The following is an 18,281-nucleotide window of genomic DNA, read 5'->3' on the forward strand; positions in this document are numbered from 1 at the left end:
AGTGGTATCGGCCAGCGGCTTCCCGGCCCGCTGGATGCGGTGAACATGGCAAGCGCCCGGGCGAGGGCCATCCCTGTCCCCGCCTGGGCGCCTGGCATGTACGGGCTCTGTCAGGGCCTGGGCAGGGGCAGGTCGGGCATCTGCGGGTGGCGCAGGTGCTGCCCGCCGTCGTAGACGTGCAGGGTGAACGTCTCCGGTCCCGGGGCACCGGCCGCGTCGTAGGCGTCCAGGACCCGCTCGATCCGCTCCCACAGCCGGACCGGGCCGCCTTCCCTCACCTGCCAACCGCTGTCGATCGGGGTGAGGGTGGCGGCCGAGCCGGCGTGGACGTCGACCAGATGCACCACTTGGTCGATGGTGATCAACTGCGCGTGCGGGACAGTGCTTTGGGCGAGGAAGCGCAGGTGGAACGCTTCCTCGGTCGCGGCGGTGATCCGCTCGGGGCTGATCCGCGTGGTCCGGGCCTTCTCGGGAAGGCCCGCGGCCCAGTGGGCCGGGTTGCCGAACGCCGGTGCCGCGTGGGTGCGGGCCGACATGAACGACACCGTGCCGGGAAGCAGCCGGCCCTCGGCGGTGCCGTCCTTGGCGACGGTCAGCAGGACGCGGGCGTATCCGTACAGCCAGCCCGACAGGGTGAGCAGGATCTTCCCGCCCGGCCGGGTTTGGGCGAGCAGGGCCGAGGGCACCGCGCGGAACGAGCAGGCAGCCACGATCCGGTCGAACGATGCCTCGGGCCAGTAACCGTACAGCCCGTCGGCCACGGCCAGGGTCGGGGTGTAGCCGCAGCCGTACAGCGCGCTTGCCGCCGTCTCCAGCCGGTGGGGGTCGACCTCGATGCTCGTGACATCGGCGGAGCCGAGCCGTTCACAGGCGAGCGCGGTCGAGTAGCCGGTGCCGATCTCCAGCACCGTGTGCCCCTCGGTGACCTCGGCGTCTGACCACATGCGCACGACGAGCGAGGGCAGCGTGGACGATGAGGTCGGCGCCCCGCCGTGCCGGACGGCGGACTGCTTCCAGTCCGGTTCGTCGCCGTCGAACTGCGTGATCAGTGTGGCGTCGCAGTACGCCGTGGCCAGCCACCGGCCGTAGTCGAGTTCGGCGGTCACCGGCTCCCACACCGTCAGCCCGTTCCCGTCGCGCTCGTCGGCGGGCAGGTAGAAGCCCGGCACGAACCGGTGCCGGGGCACCACCGAAACCGCCTGTCGCCAGGCCGGATCGGCGAGATCGCCGTAGGCGCACAGGCCCTTGGTCATCGCCTCGCGCAGGCGGACGGAGTCGGTCTCAAGGTTGGCGGGCGTCATAGTGCTGCCTCCTTCCTGCTCAGGATGTCGGCGAACGCCTCGGTGATGGCCGGTGCCTCGGGCAGCCAGCCTCACTGTCCGTTGCTGTTGCACTCGATCGCCGTCCAGTGTTCCGGGGCATCTGGGTCGCCGGTCAGGGCGAAGTCGAAGCAGCCGAAGACCAGGCCGAACGAGGCCAGGTAGCTGTGCAGCGCGGCCTGGATGGAGGCCGGCACGGTGATGGGGGCGTGGATCAGGTCGTCCCAGTTGCCGCGGCGCCAGTCCAGGGCGCCGTCTGGGGCGGCGATCTGCTGGGCGAAGACACGGCGGCCGACCACGGTGACCCGCACGTCCCCGGTCTTGGGAATCTCGGCCTGGAACAGGTGCGGCATCACCGCGAGAGATTCGTCGAAGGTCTCCGGATCAATGCGCTGGGCCCAGATCGCGCCGGTATGCCCGTCTTCGTCCCGGGGCAGGCCACGGAACGTCTTGTAGATGATGGGGCCGTGTTCGGCGGCGAACTTGCGGGCCGCCTGGACATCGTTGGTGACCAGGGTCGGCGGGATCGCAAGGCCGAGCTCGGCGAACCTCTGTAATTGGGCGGGCTTGAAGTCGGCGCGGGTTACCGCTGCCGGGTGGTTGACGTAGAGGGCACCGTGCAAGTTGTTCAGGATGCCGCCTAGTGGGGTGTCCATGAGCGTTCACCGGGTCCGGAGGGGTGCGCCGTTTCGGGTACGGACGACCCGGTGATCGGCCACGCTCGATGCACACATGTTGTGTCGTCGAGGGCGAGGTGCGTGAATGGCGAAGCCGGTCAGGGCACGGCGATTGACCGAGGACGAAGGCCGCCGGCTACAGCAGATCGTGCGGCGGGGCAAGCACGGATCGATCCGGATGCGCCAGGCGATGATCATCATGGCGTCGGCGTCCGGTACTCCCGCTCTGGCGATCGCGCGGCTGGTCGCCGCGCATGAGGACACCGTGCGCGATGTGATCCAGCAGGCCCCGGGGACCAAGGGCGCGGGCAGTGCAGCGGATCCGCTATACCGGGGAGTATCCGCGCTGGCACTGGGCGTGTGTGCGTAGAAGGATGGACCGTGACCATGAGCTTCGCGCCGCTCTCGATTTTGCGCGGAAGGGGCCTGCCTGAAGCGAGGCGGGCGTGCTCGCATCCGGCAGGTGTTTCCCGGCTTGCACGGGTAGGCTGGCCGTGACTGTACGAGTTCTTGTGCTGCGGGAGATCGCGGATGATTAGCCCCTACGTACGTCGGCTGCGTCTTGCGGCCGAGCTGCGCGCCCTGCGTACAAGGGCCGGGCTGACCCATGAACAACTGGCCAAGAAGATCGGTGCCTCACGCGCGCAGATTTCCCGGCTTGAGAACAGCCATGTCCCTCCCGACCAGGACGACATCATCACGATCCTGGACGCGCTCGGTGTCGAGGGCGAGCAATGGACGCAGTTGCTGACGATCGCCCGCGAGGCCGCTGAGAGGGGCTGGTGGGAGTCCAACAAGGCGATGGGTGCGCGACAGCCGTTGTTCGCCAACCTGGAGGCTGGCGCGACCTCGATCTGCGAGTACCAGCAGACGTTCTTTCCGGGCCTGATGCAGACCGCGGAGTTTACCCGGGTGCGAGTGGCCGCCGATTGGTTCCACCGTCCTGTAGGTGTCGGTGGCGAGGCCGCGATGAACGCCGACGGCATCGTCAAGGGGCGTGCCGGGCGGCAGCGCATGCTGGCCCGCCCCGGCGGCCCGATGTATGAGGTCATCGTGGATGAGGTCGTGTTGCTACGGCGGCTGGCCCCGCCTGCGGTCTTGCGCGCTCAGCTACTGCACATGGTGGACAAGGCGCGCACGGAGAAGATCACCGTCCGGGTACTGCCGGTGGAGGCCGACATCGAGGGGTACGCCTTCGCGCCCTCCACCTTCTCCATCTACCGCTACGCCGACCCAGGCGACCCCGTGGTTGTCGGGGTGGAGGCGGTCACCTCTGACGTGGTCCTCACCGGCGACGAGCAGGTCATGCCGTACTTGCAGATGTACGACCGGATCCGTGCTGCGGCGCTGCCGGAGCCGGACAGTCTCCATATGATCGCCCAGGCCGCCGACCGGCTGGCCGACATTTGACGAGGGAACACTATGAACACCTCTCCCGCCGACCCGGACAAGTTCACCACCTGGCGTACGTCGTCGCGCAGCGGCGGTGACGGAAACTGCGTCGAGGTCGCCTTCGCCTCCGACGGCGTGGTCGGCGTCCGCGATTCCAAGAACCGCTCGGGGCCGCGCCTGGAGTTCGCACCCGCCGAGTGGCAGGCGTTCATCGGCGGGGTCAAGGACGGCGGCTTCGACCCGATGTAAAGCTGCGTCATCGAACGGCCACGGCTCAGACGACGGGGCCGGCCTCCACCTCTAGGTGGGGCCGGCCCCGTCGGCGTTCATAAGAGTGACGAAGAGGTGACGGAAAGTCGGAAACGGGTTGTCAGGTGATCCGTGCGGACCCATACTGAGGATGTTTTCAGATTCTGTACTGTACAACCTGACGGTCTGATCACGTCGTCGCTCAGTGCCGACCGCCGTAGAGGTGACGCAACATGCCGATCGCATCGGGCACACCCGCCCCACCCACCCTGCCGTCTTCTACGCCCTGGCCTCTGGCCCCCGCCCGCTGGCGGGCGGTGTTCCCCGGCGACCAGGCCCAACTTCGCCCGCTGCGACGCTGGCTGGAGTCCCTCCTACCCGCCTGTCCCGCTCGCGACGAGGCACAGCTGATCGCAGTGGAACTCGCCGCCAACGCCATCGCGCACACTGCCAGTGGTGACGGAGGCTGGTTCATCGTCGAGGTGACCTGGTGCAGCGGCGTGGTCCGGATCGCCATCGCCGATGGTGGATCGGCCGACGTGCCGCATCTGGTGAGCGATGCGACGGCTGAGCATGGCCGTGGCCTGCACCTGGTCCGGGAGCTGTCGGAGCGGACGGGCATGGCCGGTGACGCACGTGGGCGCCTCGTATGGGCGGAGGTGCGCTGGCCCGCGATGCCCGGCCAGGCAACGGCGGCATGCTGCGCCTGGGAACGCGCGATCGTCGCCGATCAGCACGATCTGCAGCGCCGTTTTCCCGGTATCCGCGCATGGTTCGGCCGCACGACGCTTCAATGGTGGGCACTACTGCACAATGGCGGTCCAGGCGGCCAGCCGGTGCTGATGAGCGCGCCCTCGGCCCAGGTACTGGCCGACTACCTCGCAGGCTGTCAGCCGCCCCGATGAGATCGCAGACGGCGTCGCCAGAGCGTGAACACGCTTCCTGGTTCCCCTGCTCGGTTCCGAACACGACCCAGCGCCCCGTGCGCGCCCACCGGCTCAGTCCCGGCCGGCGACCCGCCATGTCTTCTGACCATGACGGGCGTAAGGCGGTTGTCGAGCACGGTCGCGGTGGACGGCTCGAAGAACGCGGCACTGTCGCTGCCCGACCTCGGCCGCGGTCATCGTGACCGACCTGCCCAGCAGCAGCGGAGCGGGCTCACCTCCCTCCTGCGCCAGGAGGGCGGTCTTCGCGGGCGGCTTCAAGCTGGGCGCGGCTCAACACTGTGCCATGGGGCCAGTCGATTTCAGTGAGGGCCTCCAATCCCTCAGGGGCAGAGGTAGCGCCGTCGGCTCCAGGGGCGTTGATGTCGTCCAGTAGCCGGTGGATCAGAAGGGCCAGTGTGCCGGGTCCCGTCCCGGGGTACCCCCAGCTGAGCCCGTAGTAGGAGTGCTTGGGGGCGGGGTAGAGAGTGCCGTCTTGGGTGCGCACCCAGATGGTCTGATCCAGGATGATCTCGGCCAGGGGGCTGGTGGCGGGCAGGCGGCGAGGGATGGCCGTGGACAGTTTGTCGTCGGCATCGGTGGTGGCGACCGGCGCGTCGGTCTCCGGGTCGATCAGGCATCCGGCCTCGCCGTCCGGCCAGCCGCCGTTGTCCATGATCTCGAAGGCGGCGGTGCGTCTGCTGGATAGCAGGCGCTTGGCCCATTCGGCTCCGCACGGGGTGCGGGTGTCGACGACTTCGGGATTGCTGTAGGGAAAGTCGTCACCTCCGTCCCATTTCATCGCCTCCTGCACGCAGCTGATGGCCAGGGTGTCGGCGCGGCCGAGGATCTCCAGCCATCCGACTCGGCGCACCGCTTCATCCAGGTCGCCGCGTTCGTCTTCGGGCATGCTCATCGGTATTGCGGCGACCTCGATGGTGCCCGGCTCGACATAATCGGCCAGGATCTTCAGGTCGTTGAGGGCCGAGTCGGTGGTGCGGTGCTGGGCGATCCGGGCCAGGTTCACCAGTACCTGCTGGGCGGGCACGTCGTCGTCGAACACGGCCGCCAGGCGCAGCAGCGATGCGGTGTCCAGATCGGGGATGGTGGCCGCGACCGCCTGGGCGGCGCCCGGCCGCCACGCGGTGAGCAGATCAGGGATGCGCAGGCTGTAGGGCCAGTAGGGCACCGGTTGGCCGAGCACGCGAGCCAGCTGAGGCCAGGACGGTTCATAGGTGGCACCGGTCGCGGGCACGATCGCGTGGACAGCGGGACCACGGGGGCCGAAGTCGCCGCCCACGGCCACGATCGCCGCCGGGCCGGCGCCGAGTTCCTCATGGGCTCGGACCAGCACTCGCTCATAAGGCCATTCCGGATCGGGCCAGACCAGCCACAACGTGCCCACCGGGGTCTGCCAGCTCAAGAGCGTGGCATGCCCGCTCCGGAGGCTTCCCCAATAGGGCGCCGGAGATGTCGCCTGCGGCCAGTAGGCCAGCGGAATCCGATTGGCCAGCACGTCGGGCGCGCGAGCGACCGCCCACTCATAGACCTCGCGCTCCCGCCAGCGCGGCCGCCCGTCCAGGTGGTCGACAGGGGCGGCGAACCGTCCTCGTCTGGTCAGCCACCACAGCAGCGACCGCGGCTGGCCGAGCAGCCGCGCACAACCGCCCAAGTCGTGGATCGCCGATCGGTCAACGGCGTGGCGACACAGGTCGGTGCTCATCGCATCTCCACTTTGACCACGGCGCCCCAGACGTCCTGCCAGCTCTGCTCAGGGGCGACCCCGCGTTTGCCCGGCAACCGGGGACCGGTCAGCAGCAGCACGGCGCCGCGCTGGGCAGCGGCGCGTCGAAAGGTTCGGGTGAGGCCCTCCCCGTAGTGCACGCCAGCGACGTAGCTGGTCGCCTCCGGCTCGGTGGGGCAGATCAGGTCGACGTCGGTACGGCTGATATGGGCGATCAGGTTCGAGGTCGGGGCCGTGGGCACCGACCCGCCCAGCTGCACCGGGGTAAGACCGAACATGTCCGGGCCGCCGTGCATCCGGAAGTCGGCGGCCGGAGCGAACACCACCGGCAACGGTTGGCCGTAGCTGCCCGCCTCACCCACCACCCATTCCAGATCCTCTTCGGCCGCGCCGTGCCAGGTCACCGTCGCCACCGTGGTCAGACCCTGAGCCCGGCCTTGAAGAAATTCCGCGCGCCGCTTGGCGGTGGTGTAGGCGCGCTCGGCGAGTCCAGGCGGGGTCCGGACGCCGAGCTTGGGTCCGTAGAAGGCCACCACATGCCCGTAGCTGGTGGCCGCCGATACCCACGCCGGATCCAGGGTAAGTGCGCCAGAGGCCCAGATCACCCCGTTGGCATCGCGCAGTACCACTCCGTCATTGGTGCGGTAGGCGCCCCAGCCCAAGGCGGGCCAGGCCACCCAAATCGGCCCCGGCGGCAGAGGGTGGAATCCGCTGGCCACGATGGCCTCGGTCCTGTTCTCGCCCAGTATCAGGCCCGTCTCGCGATCGGTTCTGACGATGGCACGGCTGGGCTCGAACAGCACTGCCGGGATCGGCTCGACGGTGCCGCTGTCGTCGATCAGCAGCTGCCCATCCGGGCCGAGGCCACTTACCGGCTGTCCGCTACCGATCACCGGGTCGTTGAGATAGGTGAGGCGGCAAGAGGTCTCGTTCATGAACTCCTCCCCGGCCTGCTCGATATCGGCCAGCGTGGTGATGACGCGGCCACCTGCAGGGCCGCCCGCCTGCTTTCGCCTCTGGTTTCTGGTCTGCTTGGCCGTTCCCATAGCCTGCTCCTCGAAGGGGGGATGCGTCCGCGCGCTACACGTGCGGAGTGGGGATCGGACAGGTGCTCTGGTCGGCGTCATCGAAAAGCCAGACGATCTTTTCGCCCAGGGGGTGCAACTGCCCGAGCAGATCTTGCACCGCTTCCAACAGGTCAGCGGTCGGGTCGGAATCGGCCTCTTGCTGCCGCACGGGTAGCACCTGCAGAAGCCGCTTGCGCGCTTGGGTGAGGGCGTGCTCGACACTGGCCAGCAGTCGCTCGGCCTCGGCCCTGGCCACGGCGCGTTTGAGCAGTCCGACACGCAACTGAATCAGCAACTGGCGGGCGGTGTACAGATAAGGAATGGCGGAGGTCTGGGCGACACTGCGACCGGGCTCGTTCTCCACCTGCAACACCACCAGCAGCATCGCGATGTCCTCACACACCTCGGCCAGAACGCCCGTAGGCGGCTCTGTGATAGCTGCGACAGGATCCGGCCGCGTGACGCCGTGCAGCGCGAAGATGGCCTCCTTGCCAGCCCGCAGATCCAGTACGCCCTCGATCGCCGCGACGGTCGAGGCCCGGGTCTGAGCCAGCAGAGCATCAAGCTCCTCCTCACCCTCACTGTCGTCAGGGTTCAGCCAGTCCCTCCATCGCCTGCTCATCGCGCCTGCCTCCAAGTCGATTCCAACGCCGCCTTCAGGGCGCGCTTGGCCTTGAACAAGTTCTGCCGGACCGCTGCCGGTCGCACCCCCAGCGCCTCAGCGATCTCCGCCGGGGAGAACCCGTCCACACACCACGCCAGCGCTTGCCGTTGCTTGACAGGCAGCATCCTCAGCGCCGCGACCACCTCGCGCTCCTCGGCACGCAGCTCCACGGCCAGCGCCGTTGACAGTGGATCCGTCCGCTCGGGCAATTGATCGCTCAAGGTTTCCCGCTGCCGGGCCCGCCATCGGTCGCTGAGGTCGTTCTGCGCCACCCGGCGCAACCACGCCTTGGGGTGACGCAGGCTGTCCCATACTCCGAAGGCCTTGACGAAGGCGCTTTGCGCCACGTCTGCAGCGGTCTCCCCATCAGCGCCCAGCGCCATGACGAAGTACACCAACGACGCCATTTCCCGGTCGTAGAACTCCGAGAAGTCCACGACGGACACCGCCTGCGACACCGTCGAAAGACCAACAGGAGGATCTAACTCATCGTCCACGCCGACCTCCCGGATGCGTCCCCCGGTGTGGGCGGACGGAGGTCAGATGCCAGCCCCTGCCGACAGGACAGCCGTACACCCGCAGCCGCCCGCCCACCCGCGCGAGGTGCTTCTGGGCAGAGCGCGCGGCAGACGATCTGCTCGGGTGGCTGACCTTCCCGCACCACTGGCCCGTTCGTGAATCGGCAATCGCCAGGTTCATGATCGATCACCTTCCCTTCAGCCGCTCCAGGCAGGCACCCTCGCCACCGAGGTGTCACTACATAGACGGTCAGCCGCCGCGAGCGTTACCTCCGTTCAGCGGGGGCGGCCCTGATGACCTCACGTAATCAGGTGGTGTCTCTGGCCCGACTCCCGATGACGATCCCGGCAGGCTGGGTGGTTCATTCGTCGAGGAACACCTGGCCGTCGGCGTCGAGCCGCTGTTGCGCGGCGGAGATGATCGTCCGAGCGTGCGCGATATGCGCGGCGGAAGGTCGGCGGCTGATCGCGGTGACGTTCGCGCGGACCTGATCGGGGTTGGTGAAGCCCGCCAGGACGACGCCGTTGCCAGTGCGATTCAGACAGGACCACAAGGCGAGGGCCAGCAGATCGTGACGGTCGGGGGCGATCCTGTCCTGCAGGTGGCCGAGAGCCTCGTCGAGGACGGCCAGCGCGGGCGCGGTGAACCATCGTTTGCGGGCCCGGTGGTCGCCGTCGGTGAAGCTGGGCGGCTGCTCGGGCCGGTAGGAGCGGGTCAAAAGCCCCTGGCCCAAGGGCTTGTTGATGAGGACCCCGCAGTCGTGCTGGTCGGCGAAAGCGAAGATCCCTTCGGTGCTGGTGGCGGGAGTGAGCAGGTTGTCGCGCACGGCGAGAATGTCCGGTCGCACATGGTCGAACAACGCCATGAACCGGGCGATCTTGTCACCACGCAGAGCGGCCACGGTCGACAGCCGGTCGGGAGCGAAGCGGTGCGGGCCACGCAGGCTGATCGCCCGGATGAGGCCTTCGGCCTTGAAGGTGTGCATAGCCTCGATCGCGGGCTGGAGCCAGCGGTCGCCTTCGCCGAAGTCATGGTGGTGCAGCCCATAGATGTCGAGGTGATCAGTGCCGAGGTTGTCGAGACTCTGGCCGAGCTGGCGGCGCATATGGGCAGGGTCGAAGCCGTGCGCGGCCGTACCGGCGAAGTATCCGACTTTGGAGGACACGACGATCTGCCCGCGCGGGACCTGGGTGAGCAGATGTCCCAGCCGCCGTTCGGACAGGCCATGACCATAGACATCGGCGGTGTCATAAAGCCGGACGCCCAGCTCCCACGCGGTCTCCAGACCGGCGCGAGCGGCCCCTTCATCGGCACCGGTGGACCACCCCATCGGCATGCCGAGATTGTGATCGGGGCCACCGATCGCCCAGCAGCCGACGCCGAGGGCCGGGACGATGATGCCGGTCCGTCCGAGTGTCCGGTGGGCAAGCGGGTGCGCGGTCATCGCCAGGGAGCCTCTCGCTGGGGGCGGAACCCCATCATGAGCGCTGGAAGCTGCATCAGGGCAGTGTTTACCCCGGACGCTGGCCGGTTCAGGCGGGCCGGCTGTCGCCGATGACGGCCTGCCACTCCTCGAGGATGAAGTCGTACAGCTCACCGGGTCGTTCGCACACGAAGACGGGGACGCTGGCGGCCCGGGTGCGGGCGTGGCTGTAGAAGCCGAGCACAGCGGTGTCATCAAGCCGGTAGAAGGAGAACATGCGATCACCGGCCCGGTAGTAGATCTCGATGGTCGCGCCCATCTGGCTGCGCAGCGCGGCGTAGTCGGCCCGGGTGTCGGTGATGCGACGCCGGAGTTCGGCGACGGTGAGGTCGAAGCGGGCGGCCAGCACGGCGACGGTGCGCTCGTCGTCGGGGTCGGCCAGCACCACGCGGATGCGAGCGCCGGGCCGCGCGGCCAGGCGGGACAGGTCGCGGGCGTGCATCCGCGCCCACGTCTGTCCGTAGGCCATGTAGATGTCCAGCTCCCGGACATCGGCGAACAGGGCGCTCCATTGCATGTCGGTGAGGTAGGTCGTGCCGATCCTGGTCAGGCCGGCGGTTCGAACATCGGCCAGGATGTCCTCGCTCAGCGGCCGGTGATCCGGTGTCGCGGTGGCGAAGGCGGCCAGCCGGTTCCAGGCCACCAGCCAGCGAGGGTCCTCGCCGGGATTGATCCCGCACGCCTGCAGAAAGGTGAGCATCATTGTCTTGCGCGGCAGGCGCTTGCCACCGAGCATGTCTCCGGTGCTGCTGCGGGGAAGGCTGCGTCCCTGGCGGCGGGCGCGCTGTTCCAGCTCCCGCAAAGAGGGATTGCCCGCGAGAAGCTGGGCGCGGCGCAGACATACCGCGAGGTCGGCCACGGTGTGCGCCTGGGTGGGATCCAGTTCTTCGGGGAGCGGCACGAGACTCCTGATCGACGGCGTCCAGCTGTCCGAAACTGTCCGTGCAGTGTAGCGATGCGATCGTTCGCCACAGGGCTGATTCGCAGGTGAGCGGCTGTGACCTGGCATGGATGAGTCCGGGTCCGTCCGCGCCTCTTGGCGGCCTTCCTGTGATCGCGTGTGCTGGCCTCAGAGCCCGAGGCGACAGGAGCGAGGCCGATGACCACGACCACGGCACACCAGCGCACGGCAGTCGTCGACGAGGCGTGGGGCAGTCGGCTGATCGCCGCGGTCGAGCACGCCACCGGTCATCGGCTGAACCAGGACCGGCGTGAGGTGCTACTGCGGATTCCGGCCGGCCAGCCGAACGTACTGTGCCACGCCCTCACTGGGGTCATGCCGGGAAAGGTCAGCGTGACCGGGACTCTCGAGCAGCGGCTGGTGGTAGCCGAACGTGCGCGGAACCTGGGCGGGTGGACCTTCGCCGATCTGGAGGGGCGTCCGCACGCCGCGCGGGACTGGCCCGAGTGGACGAACGGGCATCTCATGATCGACCAGCCGGAGGAGTGGCTGTCCGGAGGCCAGGTCAGCGTGGAGGGCGCTGAGCGGCTGCAACGGCCGCGAGTGCTGTTGGCCTCTCTATATCACCCGGAGTGGTTCCCGCTGCCGCGCTTCCCGTTGGCGATTTCCGATTTGGCGCGGGCCGCCCGCCGTACACTGCTCGGCCAGATCACCCTGGTGGACATGCAGCTGAAGGTCAGCTTCGCCGACCTGCTCGCGGCGGTCGCCGCCGACGAGCCCGACATCGTCGGAGTGTCGGCGACGTTCGGCCAGCACGACCTGATGATCGCCCTGCTGGACCACCTGTACGCTTTGCCCGCACCGCCGCTGGTTCTGGCCGGGGGCAGCCTCACCGTCCGCAACGAAGCGCTCCTGCTCGACAGCTACCCCGAACTGCTGATCGCCCGTGGCGCCGGGGAGACCACGATCGCCGACACGCTCAGCCACTATCACGGGGACCTGCCACTGGCCGCGATCCCGGGTCTGGGCTACGCCGGCGCCGCGCGCGGTGGCGGCATGGCGGTACACCCGCGTCGGCGCACCGCCAAGGTGCCCAACGCCCGCCTGGTTGACTTTCTGCCTGAACTCGACCTGCTGGAGCGCACTCTGGAGTGCCATGGAGTGGCCCAGGTGGAGGCCTCGCGCGGCTGTACCTCGGCGTGCGGTTTCTGCCCGCGCGGTCACAAGGGGCTATGGGCTGCGGGCTCGGCCCAGCAGCTCGCCGTCGTGCTGCCTGAGCTCACCCGCACCTTCGATCGGCACCCGGACATCTCCAAGACCCTCTACCTGGTGGATGAGGAGTTCTTCGGCCGCGACCAGGGCGCCGTGGCCCGTGGCCTGGAGCTGGCGGGCCTGCTGCACGGCGCCGGTTTCGCGTGGGAGTCCTCCTGCCGCGTCGATCAGGTCGTCAGTCCGGAGCAGGATCGGGACTGGCACGTGGAGCGGGCCCGGATGTGGCGGCGCCTGAACGGGCTCGGGCTGCGCCGGATGTTGTTCGGCGTGGAGTCCGGCGTCGACTCCATCCTGACTCGGTTCAACAAGGACGCCACTGGCGAGCAGAACGCTCTGGCGATCCGCACGCTGAGTGCGCTGGGCGTGCCGACGCGCTTCACCTACATCACCTTCGACCAGCTGATGAGCTTGACCGAGCTGCGCGCCACGCACGCCTTCCAGGGGCGGACCGATCTGCTGCTGGCCCCGCAGCCGCACCTGAGCGTAGAGGAGATCGTCGACGGCGTCCGTGACCCGGTCTGGGTCGCCGCGCACACGTCGGGCCGTCCCTTCCATGCCGGTATCTCCTACATGTTGGTCTCGATGGAGTGCCTGATCGGGGCGGCTTACACCCGCGCGGTCGCCGCGCACGGGCTGAGTGGCGCGATCGATCCCAGCATGGGCCGCATCGAGGCGCGCTTCGCCGATCAGCGCATCGGCGCCTGCTCGGTGCACGCGCAGATGTGGGTGGATCGCACCTTCGCCCTCGACTACACCCTGAAGAGCCTGGAGAAGATCGTGGACGGGACGCAGCGGGCCGTCCTGCACGCCGCGCGGGTCACGATCCGCGCGGCCGCCTACACGGTGTTCACCGCCATGCTCGCCCTCATCGAGCACACCGCCCCCTCCTCTGAGCTGAGCGAGCAGGCGCTGCGCGCGCTGATGGATGAGCAACTGCGCCACCTCCAAGAGGCCCTCAGCCGTCCCATCAGCCAGGCTTTACCGCTGTTGTCGCCCGAGAACGCCCAGCTCTTGCGTGCCGAGCACCGGCGCTGGCTCGCCGGTACCGGTTGGCGGCTCATCAACGCCGCCGACGCCTGCGGCGCCTGACCGGCTGTCGGTCTCACCGCAAAAGCCGGACGAACGCATCGGGGCCGGGTGAGGATCGAGCCAGCACCATCAGACCCGGCGGACGAAGGAGGCACGACCACCGTGGCCATACGGCAGGCGCAGCGAGGACGGCTGATCGTCCTGGAAGGCCCAGACGGGATCGGCAAGACGACCCTTGCGCAAGCCCTGGCCGACACGATCTACTCCGACGCCGTCCCCGGCACGCCCGCAGTCGGGGCGCAGCTGGTGTTCGTGCCGCGACGGCAGATCAGCCAGACCTCCCCCTACGCCCGCACTCTGATGACCCGGCTGGCCACCATGCTGTGGCACTCGGGCGATGCCCCCGATCTGACCGACGACTTCTGGGTGCACTTGCAGGCCTCCTGGTACAGCGCGCTGCGCACCAGCGTGGTTGACCCCGTCCTCGCCGTCGGCCATGACGTGATCATGGACGGTTGGTGGTTCAAGTTCTTCTCCAAGCTCCTGTTGCAAGGCTGGACTCAACCGGACCTCGATGTGATCTTCGGCAGGGTGGCGGGCCCGGACGCGGTGATCGTGCTTACCGCCGACCTCGGTGCCCTGTATGACCGGCGCGGTGATTTCCAGCCTCGCGAGATGGGCATGCACGCCGGAGTCAGCGACTACGGCCGCCAGGCGTTCATCACCTACCAGCACGACGGGCTGAAGAACCTGCTCGCTTACGCCGACCAACACCGCTGGGCCGTCCTCGACCTGGACGCGGCCGCCTCGGTTGCCGACACCCTCGACCTGCTGCGGCCCCTGATCGCCCCCCTGCGACGACCCGAAGGAGAGCCCCTGTGATGACCGCGCTGGCCGCACACGGCGGACCCATGACCCTGGAGGCGCCCAGGCCGCACTACCAGTGGCCCATCATCGACGCCTCCCTGGAAAAGGCGATCCTCGACCAAGCTCACCGCTCTTTGTCCGATCGCGACGCCACCGGCATCATCGGCGAGTACGAGCAGGCCTTCGCCGCCTTTCTCGGCCTGCAGCCCGGCCAGGTCGTGTCGATGGCCTCCGGGACCGCCGCCATCCACGCCACGGGCCACATCCTCGGCCTGCGCCCCGGCGATGCGATCCTCGCCCCCGCCTACACCTTCCTGGCCACCGCTTCCCCGTTCGCCTTCGAAGGCATCGAGGTCGTCTTCTGTGACGCAGACCCCACCACCGGGAACGTGAGCGCGCAGAGCCTGGCCGATCGGATGCAGCCGAACGTGAAAGCGGTGATCGTCACTCACATGTGGGGCATCCCATGCCCGATGGACGAGATCGCCGCCTTCTGCGCCGAGCACGACCTGGCCCTGCTGGAGGACTGCTCCCACGCCCACTTCGCCCGATGGGACGACCGGCCCGTCGGCACCTGGGGCGACCTGGCGGTCTTCTCCACCAACCAGAAGGCCATCACCACCGGGGAAGGTGGCATGTTGGTGGCCCGCGACCCGCGTCTGCGTGAGCTGGCCGTCCTGTTCGCCCACTACAACAAACGCTCCCGCGCCGAGATCGCCCCCAGCTCCGCGCACTTCCCGTTCGCCTTCACCGGCATGGGCCTCAAAGAGCGGATGACCACACTCGGCGCCGCCATCGGCGTCCACCAGCTCGCCCGCGCCGCCCATATCGAGGCCCACCGCCGCCACAACCTCGACACCTTCACCAAAGCGCTGGACGGCAACCCCGTCATCGCCCCCATCGTCGCGCCCGAGCGTGGTACCCACGGCCTGTACGTCCTCGGCTTGCGTTTCAACCCAGACCAAGCCAGCGTGACCCGAGATGAGTTCGTCCGGCTGTGCGTCGCCGAAGGCGCGCTGGACGTCGATGCGCCCGGCTCCACCCGCGACATCTCCGCCGAGCCGCTGTTCGCACGCCGAGACCCGCACGCCAGCTGGACACCCGCCCCCATTCACCCGGTCGACTTGCCCGGCGTGTCCGCCTTCCAGGACGCCTTCATCAAGATCCCAGCTTGGGGATACTCCGGCGATGAGGAACTGCTGGACGGTTACCTGGCCGCGCTGGCCAAGGTCAGCGAGCACGTGGCCCGATGACCGCCCACTCCCAAGTCGGCACCAGCACGGGCATCGGTACCGCCACGGGCAGCCACCTGTCGGCGCCGGAGGCGGTCGACGCCGACTTCACTCCCGCGCACATTCTCGCTGGGTTCCCCCGAGTCGTCCGTTTCCTAGCGCCGGAACCGATCGCGGAGGTGGCCGAAGCGGCCCTGGCCGGCCGCTGGTGGCAGCCCGGCCCCACCCCGCCTGCCATACCAGGCGGCGCCGCGCCCGGCACGCCACTCAGCGCGCCGCCCGGCACTGCGACCGATATGGCAGGCGATAGGGCGGCGGTAGAGAACACGACCGCTGAGACGGCGGTGGCATCACCCGGCGGCTGCGACGCCGACCTGCTGCACCGCTTCGAGACCGCCCGCCTGTGGCGGCCGCCGGTCCAAGCCCACACCCATGCCCTCACTCCCGCCATGGCGAAGGCGTGGCTGCTGCTCGCCGACCACTGGCTCGGCGTCAATGCCGCCAGCGGCGACCTGCGTTTCCTCAACGCCGCCTGCAAGCTCCTGGGCACCGTCTGGATGCGGCGGCACGCCGACCGGTGGAGCACGCCGGATCTCCTGCCGAACATCCAGGCCACCGCCGCCCTGGTTGACGACGCCTGCGCCGAGCTGGCCGATCGCCTCTCTCGTCGCTCGCTGCCACCCATGCCTGCACCGGCCGAGCCCAAGCCGGCCGTCTTTTCGCCGGTCGTTGATCCCACCGACGTTCCGGCCGCTGGGACGATGAAGACCGTCATCCTGGCCGGGGCCGGCTCCAGTAGCCCATCGGCCTTCCTCGCCTACGCGCGCGGCCTCGGTGTCGAGGCCGCCGCAGTGTGCTGGTACGGCTCACCGCCCCAGCAGACGGTGAGCTCGGCCTACGACAGCGCCTGGTACCCGCCCGCCCCGTCGCATCGACCCAGCCCGGCCCCCAACCTACCGGCCACGCAGGCGCACGTCACCGCCTGGGAGGACGTCACGGTCGTCCTGGCACGGTGGCAGCCGGACCTGCTCATCCTGCTCGGCATGCCGATCGTTCCGCGCGAGATCCTGACCATCCCCACTTTGGGCACCCTCAACGCGCACAACGGGGCGCTGCCCACCTACCGCGGCATGGACGCCGTCGCCTGGGCCTTGCTCAACAACGACCCGATCATCTGTACCGTTCACCAGGTAGACGTTGGCGTCGACACCGGCCCCGTCCTGCTCACCCAACCTGTCTCCCTCGTCCCGATGCCGACCCTGCGCCAACGGGTGAAATCCACCCAGCTCACCCTGCTGGCTGCCATCACCGCCCACACCGCTACGACCGGCCACCTGCCCGAGGGCCAGCCCCAAGCCCCGCACCTGGCCAGGCAGTTCTATCGGCTGCATCCTCACCTAAAGCGCATCATGAACGCATCCCCCTACGGAACGGGAGACCAGCGATGATCACCACTGCGCACCCCATTTTTCGCGGCCTGGCCGACCTCGACTGGAACGACCCCGGCGCCATTCTGGACGGCTGCCAGCCCGTGTACGAAGTCATCACCACCGAGCCCGGCCTGCTGGGGGCCTTGTTGAACGCGATTCCCGGCGACCCCACCCTGGCCGGCATGTGCGAACGCTATGACTTCCTCGACAAACTCGTCCTGTACGCCGACGGCGACATCCGAATCCGGCTGCACCTGTACCGGCCCGGCTACTACGACCGGCCACACCACCACCGCTGGTCGTTCTTCTCCGGCATCTACCGAGGCCAATATCTCCACCGGATCTTCGGAGCCGACACCGACTTCGGCGAGCACACCGACCCCCGCACCCTCACCCCGATCCTGGTACGCCGCGAACGCCCCGGATCCAGCTACGCCCTGGACCACACCACCGTCCACACCGTCCAAGCCGACGCCGACACCATCTCCATCCTGGTACGCGGCCCTGCCACCCGCGACCGTTTCCTCATCCTCGACACCGAGAACGGAACCTCCTTCTGGGTGTACGGCGCGGCCAATGAAACACCCGAGCAGCGAGCGGCCAAACAAATGCACCCCGGCCAGCTCACCGACACCATCCGCCGCGTTGAGCACCTGACCGGCCTCACCAACAGCCAGGAGCAGTAGATGCCCGACGACCTCATCCAAGAGGCGCTGTTCGGCAGCCTCGACGACGAGCCCGCCACCTCTGCACCAGCACCGGGCGAGCTGCGCGTGTGCGCCCTCAACATCAACAACCCGAGCATGCAGCGCGCTCAGCAGACCCTGTCATGGTTGCTGGCCAACCGCAGCAACGTGCTGATTCTGACCGAGCTCAAACCCTCCGACGGCACCAAGCTCGTCATCAGCGGGCTGACCGCCGAGGGCTTCGAGGTCTGCCTTCCGCCGAGCTGGGCGGGAGGGTCCTACTTCACTGCGGTGGCCACCCGTGGCCTGCCCCAGACATCGGTGGCCGGGCCAGGCGATCCCCGCGCTGTCGCTGTCGACGTCGAGCACGACGGCGAACAGATCAGAATCGTCGGCCTGTACGGGCCTACCAACGGCATGACCACCGACAGCAGCGACCGGCGCCGCGCCTTCCAAAAGACGTTCCTCGAATACCTCCACACCATCCGCCGCCCGAAACTCCTGCTGGCCGGAGACCTCAACATCGTCGAGCCCGGTCACCAGCCGCCCATGGCCTCCTTCGAAGAGCACGACTACGCCTTCTACACCGGCCTGCAGCGCCTCGGCCTGGTCGACGCCTTCCGCCAAGCCCACCCTGCCCTGCACGAGCACAGCTGGATCAGCGACCGGTACGGCGCGCAGCGCCTGGACCACCTGTTCGCCACCCCGGCCACCGGCACGCTGGTGAGCTGCGCCTACGACCACACCCCCCGCACCAGCCGCATCACCGACCACGCTGCCCTGCTCGCTACCTTTACCTTGGGCGTCCCCGCGTAAGCTCCCTCACG

General features: G+C 68.6%; 18 protein-coding genes. 10 read left to right on the top strand and 8 right to left on the bottom strand.

Annotation, left to right across the window (positions count from 1 at the left end):
* Positions 1-110 precede the first annotated feature (110 nt).
* Complete coding sequence (tgmC, locus tag P3X83_RS37840; RefSeq protein WP_277310200.1) at positions 111-1,301, bottom strand: ATP-grasp peptide maturase system methyltransferase; 1,191 nt, start codon at positions 1,299-1,301, stop codon at positions 111-113.
* 71 nt (positions 1,302-1,372) lie between these two features.
* Positions 1,373-1,975 (bottom strand): hypothetical protein, encoded by a 603-nt coding sequence (locus P3X83_RS37845; protein ID WP_277310201.1) that lies wholly within the window; start codon positions 1,973-1,975, stop codon positions 1,373-1,375.
* 106 nt (positions 1,976-2,081) lie between these two features.
* Between P3X83_RS37845 and P3X83_RS37850 the strand changes: the two genes are divergently transcribed.
* From P3X83_RS37850 to P3X83_RS37865, 4 genes are all read left to right on the top strand, one after another.
* A complete protein-coding gene (locus tag P3X83_RS37850; protein WP_277310202.1) occupies positions 2,082-2,366 on the top strand; it encodes a hypothetical protein in 285 nt (94 codons plus the stop codon).
* Positions 2,367-2,527: 161 nt separating this feature from the next.
* On the top strand, positions 2,528-3,406 hold the full coding sequence (locus P3X83_RS37855) for a helix-turn-helix transcriptional regulator (protein WP_277310203.1): 879 nt from the start codon (positions 2,528-2,530) through the stop codon (positions 3,404-3,406).
* A 12-nt stretch (positions 3,407-3,418) separates the two neighbouring features.
* Positions 3,419-3,637: a DUF397 domain-containing protein gene (locus tag P3X83_RS37860; RefSeq protein WP_277310204.1), complete on the top strand. Its 219-nt coding sequence runs from the start codon at positions 3,419-3,421 to the stop codon at positions 3,635-3,637.
* A gap of 233 nt (positions 3,638-3,870) precedes the next feature.
* A complete protein-coding gene (locus P3X83_RS37865; RefSeq protein ID WP_277310205.1) occupies positions 3,871-4,542 on the top strand; it encodes an ATP-binding protein in 672 nt (223 codons plus the stop codon).
* A 253-nt stretch (positions 4,543-4,795) separates the two neighbouring features.
* On the opposite strand, the gene P3X83_RS37870 is transcribed toward P3X83_RS37865, so the two are convergent.
* From P3X83_RS37870 to P3X83_RS37895, 6 genes are all read right to left on the bottom strand, one after another.
* Positions 4,796-6,283 (bottom strand): hypothetical protein, encoded by a 1,488-nt coding sequence (locus P3X83_RS37870; protein WP_277310206.1) that lies wholly within the window; start codon positions 6,281-6,283, stop codon positions 4,796-4,798.
* Positions 6,280-7,350, bottom strand: a complete 1,071-nt coding sequence (locus P3X83_RS37875; protein WP_277310207.1) for a hypothetical protein — start codon at positions 7,348-7,350, stop codon at positions 6,280-6,282. Before P3X83_RS37875 ends, P3X83_RS37870 begins: the two co-directional genes overlap by 4 nt.
* A 34-nt stretch (positions 7,351-7,384) precedes the next feature.
* Positions 7,385-7,993: a hypothetical protein gene (locus tag P3X83_RS37880; RefSeq protein ID WP_277310208.1), complete on the bottom strand. Its 609-nt coding sequence runs from the start codon at positions 7,991-7,993 to the stop codon at positions 7,385-7,387.
* Complete coding sequence (locus tag P3X83_RS37885; protein WP_277310209.1) at positions 7,990-8,532, bottom strand: sigma-70 family RNA polymerase sigma factor; 543 nt, start codon at positions 8,530-8,532, stop codon at positions 7,990-7,992. Before P3X83_RS37885 ends, P3X83_RS37880 begins: the two co-directional genes overlap by 4 nt.
* Positions 8,533-8,915: 383 nt before the next feature.
* On the bottom strand, positions 8,916-9,998 hold the full coding sequence (locus tag P3X83_RS37890; protein ID WP_277310210.1) for an aldo/keto reductase: 1,083 nt from the start codon (positions 9,996-9,998) through the stop codon (positions 8,916-8,918).
* Positions 9,999-10,086: 88 nt separating this feature from the next.
* Entirely contained in the window at positions 10,087-10,938 is an 852-nt protein-coding gene (locus tag P3X83_RS37895; protein ID WP_277310211.1) for a hypothetical protein, read from the bottom strand.
* 198 nt (positions 10,939-11,136) lie between these two features.
* On the opposite strand from P3X83_RS37895, the gene P3X83_RS37900 reads away from it, so the two are divergent.
* The 6 genes from P3X83_RS37900 (at position 11,137) to P3X83_RS37925 (ending at position 18,270) form a co-directional block, all read left to right on the top strand.
* Positions 11,137-13,299 carry a hypothetical protein gene (locus tag P3X83_RS37900; RefSeq protein WP_277310212.1) on the top strand — a complete coding sequence of 721 codons (2,163 nt, stop codon included), beginning with the start codon at positions 11,137-11,139 and terminating at the stop codon, positions 13,297-13,299.
* 102 nt (positions 13,300-13,401) lie between these two features.
* Positions 13,402-14,121 (top strand): NACHT domain-containing protein, encoded by a 720-nt coding sequence (locus tag P3X83_RS37905; RefSeq protein ID WP_277310213.1) that lies wholly within the window; start codon positions 13,402-13,404, stop codon positions 14,119-14,121.
* Positions 14,121-15,359: an aminotransferase class I/II-fold pyridoxal phosphate-dependent enzyme gene (locus tag P3X83_RS37910; RefSeq protein WP_277310214.1), complete on the top strand. Its 1,239-nt coding sequence runs from the start codon at positions 14,121-14,123 to the stop codon at positions 15,357-15,359. The genes P3X83_RS37905 and P3X83_RS37910 overlap by 1 nt, the downstream gene beginning before the upstream one ends.
* Positions 15,356-16,786, top strand: coding sequence for a formyltransferase family protein (locus P3X83_RS37915; protein ID WP_277310215.1), 1,431 nt, complete (start codon positions 15,356-15,358; stop codon positions 16,784-16,786). The genes P3X83_RS37910 and P3X83_RS37915 overlap by 4 nt, the downstream gene beginning before the upstream one ends.
* Positions 16,783-17,454, top strand: coding sequence for a hypothetical protein (locus P3X83_RS37920; protein WP_277310216.1), 672 nt, complete (start codon positions 16,783-16,785; stop codon positions 17,452-17,454). The genes P3X83_RS37915 and P3X83_RS37920 overlap by 4 nt, the downstream gene beginning before the upstream one ends.
* On the top strand, positions 17,455-18,270 hold the full coding sequence (locus tag P3X83_RS37925; RefSeq protein ID WP_277310217.1) for an endonuclease/exonuclease/phosphatase family protein: 816 nt from the start codon (positions 17,455-17,457) through the stop codon (positions 18,268-18,270).
* The last annotated feature ends 11 nt before the right edge of the window (positions 18,271-18,281 follow it).

Source organism: Spongiactinospora sp. TRM90649 (assembly GCF_029382225.1).
Lineage (GTDB): Bacteria > Actinomycetota > Actinomycetes > Streptosporangiales > Streptosporangiaceae > Spongiactinospora.